At 62.4% G+C, this 12,808-nt stretch carries 11 protein-coding genes; 9 read left to right on the forward strand and 2 right to left on the reverse strand.

All coding sequences use genetic code 11. From position 1 onward, the window contains the following. Window positions 1-140: 140 nt before the first annotated feature. From H351_RS11360 to H351_RS11380, 5 genes are read left to right on the forward strand one after another with little or no spacing between them, the layout of a single operon-like run. The gene (locus tag H351_RS11360) at window positions 141-1,028 is read left to right on the forward strand and encodes a siderophore-interacting protein (protein ID WP_020970316.1); all 888 of its coding nucleotides are present in this window, start codon (window positions 141-143) and stop codon (window positions 1,026-1,028) included. Continuing rightward, window positions 1,025-2,152, forward strand: coding sequence for a Fe(3+)-siderophore ABC transporter permease (locus H351_RS11365; RefSeq protein WP_020970315.1), 1,128 nt, complete (start codon window positions 1,025-1,027; stop codon window positions 2,150-2,152). The genes H351_RS11360 and H351_RS11365 overlap by 4 nt, the downstream gene beginning before the upstream one ends. Then, window positions 2,149-3,198 carry an iron-enterobactin ABC transporter permease gene (fepG, locus tag H351_RS11370; RefSeq protein WP_019744683.1) on the forward strand — a complete coding sequence of 350 codons (1,050 nt, stop codon included), beginning with the start codon at window positions 2,149-2,151 and terminating at the stop codon, window positions 3,196-3,198. Before H351_RS11365 ends, fepG begins: the two co-directional genes overlap by 4 nt. A gap of 23 nt (window positions 3,199-3,221) precedes the next feature. Beyond that, complete coding sequence (locus H351_RS11375) at window positions 3,222-4,073, forward strand: ABC transporter ATP-binding protein (protein ID WP_234036832.1); 852 nt, start codon at window positions 3,222-3,224, stop codon at window positions 4,071-4,073. Continuing rightward, window positions 4,070-5,110 carry an ABC transporter substrate-binding protein gene (locus H351_RS11380; protein WP_029255904.1) on the forward strand — a complete coding sequence of 347 codons (1,041 nt, stop codon included), beginning with the start codon at window positions 4,070-4,072 and terminating at the stop codon, window positions 5,108-5,110. The genes H351_RS11375 and H351_RS11380 overlap by 4 nt, the downstream gene beginning before the upstream one ends. A 1-nt stretch (window position 5,111) precedes the next feature. Here H351_RS11380 and H351_RS11385 read toward each other — a convergent pair whose 3' ends face one another. Both H351_RS11385 and H351_RS11390 read right to left on the reverse strand, forming a co-directional pair. Further along, window positions 5,112-6,086: an ABC transporter substrate-binding protein gene (locus H351_RS11385; RefSeq protein WP_029255903.1), complete on the reverse strand. Its 975-nt coding sequence runs from the start codon at window positions 6,084-6,086 to the stop codon at window positions 5,112-5,114. 71 nt (window positions 6,087-6,157) lie between these two features. After that, a complete protein-coding gene (locus tag H351_RS11390; RefSeq protein ID WP_020970312.1) occupies window positions 6,158-6,796 on the reverse strand; it encodes a TetR/AcrR family transcriptional regulator in 639 nt (212 codons plus the stop codon). Between the two features lie 84 nt (window positions 6,797-6,880). Between H351_RS11390 and H351_RS11395 the strand changes: the two genes are divergently transcribed. From H351_RS11395 to H351_RS11410, 4 genes are read left to right on the forward strand one after another with little or no spacing between them, the layout of a single operon-like run. Then, complete coding sequence (locus tag H351_RS11395; protein ID WP_020970311.1) at window positions 6,881-8,263, forward strand: MFS transporter; 1,383 nt, start codon at window positions 6,881-6,883, stop codon at window positions 8,261-8,263. 55 nt (window positions 8,264-8,318) lie between these two features. Further along, window positions 8,319-9,188, forward strand: a complete 870-nt coding sequence (locus tag H351_RS11400) for an ABC transporter substrate-binding protein (protein WP_029255902.1) — start codon at window positions 8,319-8,321, stop codon at window positions 9,186-9,188. Then, window positions 9,185-11,074, forward strand: a complete 1,890-nt coding sequence (locus H351_RS11405) for an ABC transporter ATP-binding protein (RefSeq protein WP_244891477.1) — start codon at window positions 9,185-9,187, stop codon at window positions 11,072-11,074. The genes H351_RS11400 and H351_RS11405 overlap by 4 nt, the downstream gene beginning before the upstream one ends. Beyond that, a complete protein-coding gene (locus tag H351_RS11410; protein WP_020970308.1) occupies window positions 11,071-12,807 on the forward strand; it encodes an ABC transporter ATP-binding protein in 1,737 nt (578 codons plus the stop codon). Before H351_RS11405 ends, H351_RS11410 begins: the two co-directional genes overlap by 4 nt. Window position 12,808: the final 1 nt, after the last annotated feature.

Below are 12,808 nucleotides of genomic sequence, written 5' to 3' on the forward strand. Positions count from 1 at the left end.
GCTGAGAAGGCATCGACTCATCGACAACACTGCAATAAATTAAGGTCTACCTTACTTAGCGCGGGTTAACTATGTCCGGAAGTCGGATTTGATCCTCGTGTTCGGGTCCGGTTCATGTTCCATCGATGTTGGAGATTGTTGTGAGTCTTGTGTTCGGCGAGGTACTTCACAAGGAGTACGTGACCCCGGGAATGGTTCGTATCGTGTTCGGAGGGGAGGAGCTGACCGCCTTCGAAACCACCGGTACCGGTGACGAATACCTGCGCCTCCACTTCCCGGTCCCGGCTACAGGCGAGTTCGTTCTACCGGCGGAAGATCCGGACGCACCGCGCGGTTGGCGGTACCCGGAGGGCGAGGAACCATCCCCGTGCCAGCCGTACACCGTGCGACGGTTCGATGCCGAAACCAGCCGAATGACAATCGACTTCGTCGTTCACGAGGGCGGAATCGCCAGCGACTGGGCGCAGAAAGCCGAGATCGGTGACAAGTTGGCGATCGGCGAGTCTCGTGGCCTCTACGAGCCGCCGGCCGACGCACGCTGGCAGGTGTTCGTCGCCGACGCAACCGGACTCCCCGCACTCGGTCGTCTGATCGAACAGTTGCCGGCCGGTATGTCGGCCAAGGCGATCGTCGAGGTGGTGGACGAGTCGCACAAGCAGCAGATCACCTCGGACGCCGACGTCGAGTTCATCTGGCTGGTCGGCAGTGGCAACGGTGTTGCACCGTCGAAGCTCCCGGACGCGGTTCGCGCGATGAACCTGCCCACCGAACTCGGATACGTGTGGGTGGCAGGCGAGAGCACGATGCTCCGTGACATCCGCAAGTACCTTCGCCACGAACTGAAGTTGCCGGGTGAGCAGTACAAGGTCATCGGCTACTGGACGTACAAGGCAGAGGTCTGGAACGCGAAGTACGAGGCCCTCGACGAGAGTGTCCGCGCGGCACTCGATGCGGCCTGGGAATCGGACCGCGACGAGGAAGAGATTCGCGACGAGGTCGAGAAGACTCTAGAGAGCGCCGGCTTGTGACCGTTGGATTAGACAAGAGTGCCGTCGACCAGAGTGCGGCTGACGAGAGAGCCGTCGACAAACACACCGAAGAACTGATCGACGAGTCGCTGCAAGAGAAGCAGAAGCAACCGGACGGCCTGGTATCGACCAACTCTCGTCGTATGGCGGGTCTTCTGGTGTGCCTGGTGGTGCTCGCCGCCGTGCTCCTTCTGAGCATTGCGGTGGGATCGAAGACCATTCCGTTCGGCACGGTCATCGACGCGCTGGTGAACTACGACGACTCGAACGATCACGTGATCATCCGTGACCTGCGGCTGCCGCGTACTCTGCTCGGTCTGATCGTCGGCATGGCGCTCGGCGTGGCCGGTGGCCTCATCCAGGCGATGACACGAAATCCCTTGGCTGACCCCGGAATTCTCGGTGTCAATGCCGGAGCAGGCTTTGCGATGGTTGTCGCCGTCGCGGTCTTCGGCCTGACCAGCATCTGGTCGTACATCTGGTTCGCGTTCCTCGGAGCGGTGATAGCCACGGCGATCGTCTACACGCTGGGCTCGATCGGTCGAGGTGGTGCGACGCCCATTCGGCTGACGCTTGCCGGTGTTGCCATCGGCTCCGTGCTCGGCGGCATCTCGTCCGGCATCACCTTGCTCAACCCGACCGCCTTCGATCAGATGCGCCAGTGGAATGCCGGCTCACTCAGCGGACGTTCGTTGGAAATCGTTCTGGCCGTTGCCCCCTTCATTCTCATCGGACTCTTCCTGGCGCTCGCGTTGGCGCGCCAACTCAACGCGGTGGCCTTGGGTGACGATCTGGCACGTTCGCTCGGTGCCAACATCACTCGTACTCGTATCCTCGGTGTCATCGCGGTGACCTTGCTGTGTGGCGCAGCGACAGCGGCGGCCGGGCCGATCGGATTCGTCGGTCTGATGGTTCCGCACGTCGCAAGATGGTTCGTCGGACCGGATCAGCGATGGATTCTCCCGTACACGTTGGTGTGCTCGCCGATTCTGCTTCTCTTCTCCGACGTCGTCGGCCGAATCGTGCTGCGCCCGGGTGAACTTCAGGTCGGCATCGTCACGGCATTCATCGGAGCTCCGGTGCTGATCATGCTGGTGCGTCGAAGCAAGGTGAGCGGTCTGTGAGCATCGATTTCGGGCGCCCCACCACGGTGGTGCGCTCACCCAAAGAAGGCTGGTCCGCGCGGATCGACGTCCGCACGGTCACGGTCTGCCTCATCCTCGTTGCGCTTGCACTGGCGATCGGTGTCATCGCCCTCGGTAGTGGTGACTACCAGGTGCCGATCGGGGACGTCCTCGGCGCACTGTTCGGCGAGGCTCCCGCGCGTATCCACATGGTTGTCGTGGAATGGCGTCTGCCCCGAGTTCTGTTGGCGCTGATGCTCGGTGCGGCACTCGGCATGAGCGGTGCGATCTTCCAGTCGCTCACCAGGAACCCGTTGGGTAGCCCAGACATCATCGGCTTCAACTCCGGTGCGTACACGGGCGCCCTTGTGGTCATCCTCCTCATCGGTGGTACTTACTACGAGATCGCAGTCGGTGCTCTGGTGGGCGGAATCGCGACCGCAGCAGTGGTTTATCTCCTTGCGTACAAGCGTGGTGTGCAGGGATTCCGGTTGATCATCGTCGGTATCGCCATCAGTGCGATGTTGGGCTCGGTCAACACCTGGATGATTCTCAAGGCGAAACTTGACGACGCCATGGCCGCGGCAGTGTGGGGTGCCGGTTCGTTGAACGGTCTCGGCTGGACTCAGGTGTGGCCGGTGGTCGTCGTGCTGGCCATCCTCGTTCCGCTGATCCTGGTGTTGGGCAGGCGGATGCAGATGCTCGAGATGGGCGACGACGCCGCCAAGGCGCTCGGCGTCCGGGCCGAACCCACGCGGCTTTCCCTGGTTGTTCTCGGAGTCGCTCTGACGGCCATGGTGACAGCAGCGGCCGGACCGATCGGGTTCGTCTCGCTGGCGGCTCCGCAATTGGTGAGGCGATTGACCGGTAGTGCCGGAGTGACCCTGCTGCCGTCGGCAGCAATGGGTGGCGCGTTGCTGATGGTCAGCGACTGGGTGGCGCAGCGAGCTTTTGCACCGACACAGTTGCCGGTCGGCGTCGTCACCGTCTCCATCGGTGGCATCTATTTCGTATGGCTTCTCGCGCGAGAGGCACGTAAGCAGTGATCGGTGAAGGAACGAGGAACAGCGTGAACGAGACAAGTACGGCCGCCGTCGTGGCTGAAAGGACGAATCGGCTTCGCGCCGAGGACGTCACGATCGGTTATGACAAGCGCGTCATCTCGGAGCACCTCGACGTCGAGATCCCCGACGGTGGCTTCACCGTCATCGTCGGTCCCAACGCCTGCGGCAAGTCGACGCTTCTGCGTGCGTTGTCGCGGTTGCTCAAGCCGACCACCGGCAAGGTCCTTCTCGACGGCAAAGCGATCACGTCGTACCCGGCCAAGGAAGTTGCGAGGCGGCTCGGGCTTCTGCCGCAGACGTCGATCGCCCCGGACGGTATCAAGGTCGCCGATCTGGTTGCGCGAGGACGTTATCCGCATCAGAAGCTGATCCGTCAGTGGTCGCGAGAGGACGAGGCCGCCGTCATCAAGGCGATGGAGGCAACCAAGGTCACGGATCTGTCGGCAAGGCCGGTCGACGAACTGTCCGGTGGTCAGCGCCAACGTGTCTGGGTCGCGATGGTTCTCGCGCAGCAGACTCCGTTGGTGCTGCTGGACGAGCCGACGACGTTCCTCGACATTGCGCATCAGATCGAGCTTCTGGAGTTGTGCCGCGATCTGAACGAGAACGACGGGCACACGCTGGTGGCTGTGCTTCACGATCTCAATCACGCGTGCCGCTACGGAACTCACATCATCGCGATGAAGGACGGCGCCGTGGTCGCCGAGGGCCCGCCCGCGGAGATCATCACCGAAGAACTGGTGCAGGAGGTGTTCGGCATGGCGTGCCGCATCATCGACGATCCGGTTTCCCACACACCACTTGTCATTCCGCTGGGACGCGAGCGTCAGCGAAACATCGAAGGAGCAAAGGTATGACACTCGTCCTGGATACGCAGGTCACCGATTCGGAGTGGGCTCAGATCGTCGACCGCATTTCACGGCGCCGATTCTTCGGTGGCGCAGCCGGTGTGGCTGCAGCACTGGCGCTGAGTGCGTGTGGAACTTCCGATGCCGAGTCGGACTCGGCCAGTGACACTCTCCCGTACACGTGGGGCGAGTTCAGCGGCGACGTTCCGCGCGACCCCAAGCGCGTTGTGGTGCTGGACGGCCGCGTCGACCTCGAATTCGCGATGATGATGGACTACCCGATCGTCGGTTCGGGGAACTTCTGGTTCCCCGATGCCAAGGCAGGATTCCAGTTTCCCGGCCGTACCATCGAGGACGCGAGCTTCGTCAACGTAGCCGGCGATTTCTCCACCAATTTCGAGGCTCTGCTCGCTCTCGAACCCGATCTGATCGTGATCACTGCGATCGGCTACACGAGTGACTGGTACGGCACCGAGCGCTTGTCTTCGATCGCGCCACTGTTGGTGGTCGGCGACGACGTCGAACCGATCGCCGGACACCCGGTCGACTGGCGAGGTGCGCTGATGGCGCAGGCGAGCCAACTCGACCGTGTGGCAATCGCCGAGGCTTCCATCGCGGAGTACGACGACAAGCTCGCGAGACTGCGACCCATGTTGCAGGAGAAGCTGGGCGGAAAGAAGATCGTGTTGGGCGTTCAGACGCCGACCGGATTCCTTGTGCATCAGCGGAATCTGCGGATCAGTGTTGCAATCGATGCCGGCCTGGACGTGCTTTTCCGTGACGACGACAATGCAGAGAACTCGTTCGAGTTGTCGTTCGAGCAACTCGACACCTTGGCTCCGGCGGATGTGATCATCGCCCAAGCTCGCGATCAGGAAGCGCTCGACGCGATCAAGTCGCAGCCGACGTGGCAGCGGTTGCCTGCAGTTCAAGCGGGCAACGTGTTGACCAGCGACGCGCGATACAACCAAGGATTTGCGCTCACCGCGGCCATCTTCCTCGACGTTCTCGAGGAAGCGGCCGGGCGAATCACTGCTGGGCAGTAATTCAGGCGACGTTGCGGGCTTGGTCGAGTAGTTGTGCAACCTGCTCGAACCAGGCGCCGTAATTGGCGTAGGTGTTGGGACGCTTGTCGTCGAAGTCGATCACCTGGTTCGCGGTCACCGCGGGCAGCTTGACGAACACGGGTGATACTGCGAATGCTTCTGCCGACTTCGCGAACTGGAACACGATGTCCGCCGGGTAATCCGGGACCTGCTCCCAGCTGAGGTCGGCCCAGCCTTTGTCGCCTCCCGGTCCGGTGAACTTCACACCGAGTTCTTTCAGATAACCGAACTGGGCGAGCGCCGTTGTGCCTGCGTACAACTCGGAGCTGTCACCGTTCAGGGCGAGGACTTCGATGTCGTCGACCTTGCCCGCGGCAGTTCGGATGCGCTCTGCACCGGATTCGAATGCTTCCTTGCCCTCGCGTGCTGCGGCTGTGTCGGTGTTCCCGCCGAGAGCTTCGGCGAGTGCGGCGTATTCGCTCAACACGTCCGGTGTCGAGGCTCCGGAGAACTTGACGCCGACAAACGGTGCAACATTGTTGACGGTGTTGCCCATCGGCTCGTCCCACCAAGTCCATCGCGTCGGGTCGTCGCTGTTGCCGTACCCGATGACGAGGTCGGGGTCCAGTGCCGCAAGTGCTTCCGCGCTGAGTTCGCCTTCACGGCCGACGACCGTCATGGTCGACTCGTCGGCATGATCGGTGACGTCGGGATTGCCGACGCCGTAACCGAAGATGCCGACCGGCCGAATACCGTAGTCCCACAGCGCAGCAGCGGAATACGCGTCGACGACGATCCGCTCCGGGGCGTGATCGAGGGTGATCGTGTTTCCGTATCCCGTTGTGTAACTCCAGGACTGGTCGGCGGACCTGGTCTCGGTAGAAGGTGATGCGTCGCTACTTCCGCAACCGGTGAGCAGGAGTGCGGCGACGGCGGGTAGTGCGGCGAATCCGGCGAACCGGCGGGTGAGTTTCATGAAAACCTTCCGAACATGGCGAACTAAGCTAGGTAAGCCTAACCTGATGTTCCGTTCGGGTGTTCTCCGGGTCAGGCGCCCTGCCACATCTGAAGCCATTCGCTCCAGGATGGGGGAGTGATCGACGGTTGAGGTGTTCCGCCACGAAGTCCGTCGAGCATGAAATCGAGATAACGCGTGTGTATTTCGGTGGCTCGATCGCCCTCGATCGGCAGAGTCGGCCGCAGATGCACTGTCATGAGCATGACGTCTGCAGCAGTGAAGCCGGGCGGGACTTCGCGAGTGTCGACGCAGACGTCGACCATGGATTGCAAGGCGGCCTCCAATTCTTCGGCGGCACGAGTGACTTCGGCGTGTTCAGGCAACCTGCCGCCGAGGACCGGAATGAGCGGTCCCACCGATTCGGTGAGATATCGCAAGAAGAACGTCTTCAATACGGCTTCATCGGTTTTCGCGGTGCTCACGCACTCTCGGGCAAGGGTGGCGAGGTGATCGATCGCCCAGACGCGCAGGGATTGCGCCAGTTCCTCCTTGCCTCGGTATCGGCGATAGATGCTGCCGACGCCCACTCCGGCCCGTGCGGCAATCGCCGATACCGGTGCATTCCAACCCTGTTCGGCAAAAATCTCGCGCGCTGCTCGCAGCACGGTGACGTCGTTGTCTGCGGCTTCTCGGGCGCGTCCGGGGAGGCTCGCATTCTCTTTCGCCATTCCCACAGGCTAGCAATGCATGGTTTACTCAATCGGAACGGAGTGTTCCGTTCCGATTCGATTCATGATTGGAGGAAGGTGTCGATGACGACCTTGGCAGAGGCGCCCACGCGATCCGGGAGCCGGATGATCGCAGCCCTGGCTGGAGCGGTACTCGTCTACTCGCTCATGCAGACGATGCTGGTACCGGCGTTGCCGGTGTTGGGTGAGCATTTCGACACGTCCGTGGCGGTGACCGGGTGGATTCTTACGTCCTATCTGTTGGCGGCCGCGGTGATGGCTCCGATCGTCGGGGCAATGGGTGACCGGTTCGGCGACAAGCGAGTTCTGGTGATCGTTCTGATCATCTTTGCCCTCGCCACATTCGCCGCCGCGGCAGCGCCGAACATCGGGGTGCTGCTCGTCGTTCGGGCCGTCCAGGGAGTGAGTATGGCGAGCTTCCCGCTCGCGATGGCAGTGCTGCGGAGAACGGTACTGGGCGCCGAGTTGTCTTCGGGGATAGGTTGGCTCGCTGGGACTTTGGGAATCGGTGCCGGAAGTGCACTGGTGATCGGCGGTGTCATTCTCGAGTATCTCAGTTGGCAGTGGTTGTTCGTGATCACCGGGATCTTGATCGTGCTCGCATTGGTCGCGGTGGTGGCCGTGGTTCCGGGTTCGCATCGCCGGCCGGGTATGCCGACGGACTGGGCCGGTGCCGGAGCACTGGCGTTCGGGTTGGTGAGCCTGCTCCTGGCGATCACCAAAGCCTCCGACTGGGGAGTTCTGTCGCTCGGATTCTGGGGTCTGGTTGTGATCGCGTTAGTTTCGTTCGCGACACTGATTGCCGTCGATTCCCGCCACGACGCGCCGATTGTCGACATGCGAGTCTTTCGGGACAAGCCGATGATGATCACCAGCGCACTCACTCTGGTGTTCGGATTCGTGCCGTACATCTTCTACCTCTGCCTGCCGCGGATCCTCCAGGCGCCGGACACGTCCACGTACGGAAGCGGATTCACTGTCGTGCAGACCGGGTTGGCGCTCTTGCCTGCCGCTGTACTGGTCTTTCTCGGCGGGCGTTTGACGCCGGCTCTGGCGCGGCGATACGGGCCGCGAGTACCGGCGGTGACAGCGCTGGCACTCATGGCGACGGGCGCGATCGGACTCGCAATCTGGCCGAGTTCGGTGGTTGCGATCGTGCTGTTCTTCTCCCTCGTCGGGTTGGGGAACGGCGTGGGGTTCGCGGTCTGTGCTCTGTTGGTTGCTTCGATCGTCCCGCCATCGGAGATGGCAGCGGCCAGTGGTGTCAACAGCGTGATCAGGACCGTGGGATCGGCGGTGGGTGCGCCGGTGACCACAGCAGTCCTGGCGATCGGTATTTCCGGTGATTCGTTCGGGGCGGCGTTCGTGATGGGCGCAGTCATCAGTGTTGTCGCGTGTCTGCCGGCGTTTGCACTTCCGGTGACGAGGGCTGCACAAACGGCTTGAGTTATTGTAGGCTCCCCTAATCGAGACAGTGTGTAACTAAAGCAGGGAGAGAAGGATGCGGCAGCAGTGGGGCGCACTGGACGAGTTCGCAGCACTCAACGCGCTCACACTTGGGGTCAAGCCCGATACGGTCTTTGCCACCCTGCAATCACAGGCGGCGAAGGAGATCTTGCAGAGCGAGGGCATAGAGGTCATCGACAAACCGACGTTCTTCGAGTCACCCGACGTCGAACAGATCGCAGCAGTCGATCCTGACAGAATCCTGCTCAGTGACGTCGGCTCGCTGACGTCGATCACGGCTCAGGCCAACGAGATTGCCCCGACGACGGTGCTCGCCTATGCGGCGCCGTGGCGCGAAGTTCTGAATACCGCGGCGACTGCACTGGGTCGAGAGTCCGAAGCTCGCGAAATCGTGTCGAGGCTCGAGACCAAATTTGCCGAAGTATCCGGAACGGTCGAGGCGCAACCGCAGACGTTGTCCGTGCTGGTGGGATTCTCCGGCGGCATCTACACCGTCATTCCACAGTCGCCGATGTCCTCGATCATCGAGGAAGCCGGTTTCAGGCGTCCACAAGCCGAACTCGACGCGAAGATCGGACCGAACACAGGTGTTGCCACGTCTTCGGTGTGGGGCGAGGAGGTCGGGCAGCACGCGGCGGACGCGATGGTCGTGACCTCGGGAAACATCTACGACGGCGCACTGGTACACGCAAATCCGTTGTTCAACGAGATCCCTGCGGTGCAGGCCGGGCGCGCGGCAGACGTCAGCGGCGAACTCTGGTTCGGCAGTTATCCCTTCGCGGTCTACTGGATCCTCGAAGACCTCGAGGCACTTGCCGATCGCACACTCACCGGCGCGGAGCTCCAAGGACGCATCGCATCCGACGCCGACGCAGTTACCCGATGGAAGGCGTTCTCGAAATGACGACGACACAGGCCACGAAAGCAGACATTTCATCTGAAGAGGCCGACGTATCACAAGGAGCGGCGGCCGAAGCCTCGCAAGCCAAAGCTGAAGCGGCGGAGCACAAGAGCGCGCTTCGCGAACTCCTTGCTCCAGTGCGCACGCGGACCACCATCGCGATGGTGATGCAGGTGATCGCCGCGGTCGCCGCCATCGTGCCGTACGTGGCCATCGCCGAACTGGGTAAGACGCTGATCGTGGGCGGTGACGTCGACTCGTCCCGTGTCTGGACGATCGTGTGGGTGGTCGTCTTCGGTCTGGGTATGCGTGCGTTCTTCGGAGGCGGTGCGTTGATCGTGACGCACTTCGCCGATGTGAATCTGCAGGCGGTGCTGCGGCGTCGAATCGCAGCGACTCTCGGTCGACTTCCCTTGGGCTGGTTCACCTCCCACTCGTCCGGAACCGTGCGCAAAGCCGCGCAGAACGACATCTCCGATCTCCACTACCTGGTTGCGCACAGCGCCGTCGAGACCACCGGAGCCATCGCAGTGCCGCTCGTCGGACTCGGCTACGTGATCTCGATCGACTGGCGTCTGGGATTGGTCGCGATTGCCACGCTCCCGATCTACATGATCGCCTACGCGATGATGACCAAGGACATGGCCGTCAAGATGAGCCGGATGAATGAGGGCATCGCGGCCATCAGCAACACCATCGTCGAGTTCGTCACCGGTATCGCAGTGGTCAAGACCTTCGGTCAGGACAAGCAGTCACACTCCCGGTACCGCGACGCCGCCAAGGCATTTGCACTCTCGTACGAGGGCTGGGTTCGCCCGATGCTCCGGACCGAGGCGCTGGCCTCGATTGCATTGAGCGCACCGGTAGTGCTGGTGGTCAACCTTGGCCTCGGCTCGTGGTTCGTCCACTCCGGATGGGTGTCACCCATCGATGTGCTGACCAGTTCTCTTGTCGCGATGGTGATTCCGGTGTCGGTGACGACCATCGGTTTCGGTATGCAGGCTCGCCGAGAGGCAGCCGCCGCTGCGGCGCGACTGATTGCGCTGTTCTCGACCGAGGCGCTGCCGGAAACCGATCATCCGAAAAGTCCCGTGGGGAACGAAGTTCGATTCTCCGGAGTTTCTTTCGCCTACGACGACGGCGCCGACGTTCTGACCGACATCGATCTGACGCTGCCGGAGGGCACGGTGACGGCGTTGGTCGGACCTTCGGGTTCGGGTAAGTCGACGCTGGCAACGCTGGTTCCGAGGTTCCACGACGTACGTGCCGGATCCGTGGCCATCGGTGGTGCCGACGTCAGGGACGTGGCGACCGACGAGCTGTACCGCCACGTCGGATTCGTTCTGCAGGACGTGCAGCTGGTCGAAGCGACCGTGCTCGACAACATTCGGCTTGCCCGACCGCAGGCGACTTCGGCCGAGGTGAAGGCCGCTGCCGCAGCCGCGCAGATCGACACCCGAATCGAAGCGCTCCCGAGAGGCTACGACTCCGTAGTCGGGGTCGACGCCAGATTCTCGGGTGGTGAAGCCCAAAGAGTCTCCATAGCGCGTGCGATTCTCGCGGACACTCCTGTTCTCGTGCTCGACGAAGCAACCGCTTTCGCCGATCCGGAGTCCGAAGCCGATATCCAGGAGGCGTTGTCGCGCTTGACGGTCGGCCGCACCGTGCTGGTGATCGCGCACCGGTTGGCATCGATCGTGAGCGCCGATCAGATCGTGGTCCTCGACGCCGGACGGATCGTGGAGAAGGGCACGCACGATCAGCTTGTGGCGAGTGGTTCAACCTATGCCCGGATGTGGGCGAGTCACAGTCGGGCCGACTCGATTGAACACAGTCGGGCCGACAGCATCGCTGGTATGTCTGACGCAGCAGGAAAGGCCAACTCATGATTCGCGACCTCTTCCGGATACTCGGCCCGCAGAATCAGGGCCGTTATCGCGAGTTCCTGGTGTGGGCAGTGTTGTACGGCGTGATGCAAGGTTTGGCAGTGGCGCTACTGGTCCCGGCGGTGCAGGCACTGTTCGATCAGGACTGGGGCAGTTTCCTTCGGTGGCTCGCAGCTATGGCCGTGTGCGCTGGGATCAGTTCGATTGCGCATTACCTGCAGGCGATGAAGGGATTCGAGTCGGCCCTCACGCTGCTGAGGACTATGCATCTGCGCCTGGGAGATCATCTCGTCACTCTGCCGCTCGGCTGGTTCGGTGCCGGCCGACTCGGCCAGGTATCGCAGGTTGCCAGCAAGGGCACCATCTCGGTGATGGGGGCGGCTGCGCACCTGATGACACCGATCATCTCCGGAATTGCCAGCCCGGCAACCATTGTCGTGTGCATGCTGTTCTTCGACTGGCGGCTCGGGTTGGCGCTGGTGGTCAGCGTTCCGATTCTGTTCGCGGCAGCTGGATTTGCCTCGACGATGACTGCCAAGGCCGACGATCGGGCACATGCCGCAGCCGTCGAATCGAACAATCGAGTGCTCGAATACGCTCGTTGCCAACCGGTCCTGCGTGCTTTCGGACGCACACACGGGGTGTACGAACCGCTCGACGACGCGATCGAAGCGCAACACACTGCGGGTCGTTCACAACTGTGGTTCGTGGTGATCGGGTCCGTGGTCAACGGGATCGCCCTGCAATTCGTCTTCTCTGCCGTGATCATCCTGGGTGCATTCCTCGCGCTCGGCGGCGACATCGACCCTGTCACGTTGATCGCGCTACTCGGCCTGACCGCACGGTTCATCCAACCGCTGGGTGAGATCGGCGAGTTCGGCGGTGCAATCAGAATGGCACGCAACGAAATCCGTCGGATGTCCGAGATCCTCGAAGTGGAACCACTGGTAGAACCCGATACCAGCGGGCAGCCGACGGGGGAGACGGCCGTGCAGTTCGACGCCGTCGACTTCGGCTACGCGGACGGTGGGCAGGTGCTGCGGGACATCTCCTTCGAGGTGCCGCGGAAGTCGCTGGCGGCGTTGGTCGGTCCGTCAGGGTCTGGCAAAACCACCGTCACCCGGCTGATCTCGCGCTTCTACGACGTCGACTCGGGGGTGGTACGTGTCGGCGGCGTCGATGTGCGGGACCTCACGAGTGCCGATCTGATGTCGCAACTGTCCTTGGTTTTCCAGGACGTGTACCTCTTCGACGACACGTTGATCGCGAACATCCGCCTCGGTCGCCCCGAAGCCACGGACGAGGAGGTCTTCGACGTGGCTCGGATCGCGGGCGTCGCGGAAATCGTCGAGCGACTTCCGCGGGGTTGGGACACCCGCGTCGGTGAGGGTGGGACGGCACTGTCCGGTGGAGAGCGGCAGCGGGTCTCCATTGCGCGCGCACTCCTCAAACGCGCACCTATCGTTCTGCTCGACGAGGCGACGGCCGCGCTCGATCCCGAGAACGAGGCCCATGTACAGCGTGCGATGCAGGAACTCGCCAGTGAAAGCACACTGCTCGTGATCGCGCACAAGCTGTCGACCGTCGTGGCCGCAGACCAGATCATCGTGCTCGGTGACGACGGGTCGATCGTCGAAGTGGGAACCCACGAAGTTCTGCTCGCAGCCGGTGGGAACTACGCCGCGTTCTGGAACCAGCGCCACCGTGCGTCGGGATGGCGGTTGGTAGCGGGCTGAG

This window comes from Rhodococcus erythropolis R138 (assembly GCF_000696675.2).
Taxonomy (GTDB): domain Bacteria; phylum Actinomycetota; class Actinomycetes; order Mycobacteriales; family Mycobacteriaceae; genus Rhodococcus_F; species Rhodococcus_F erythropolis.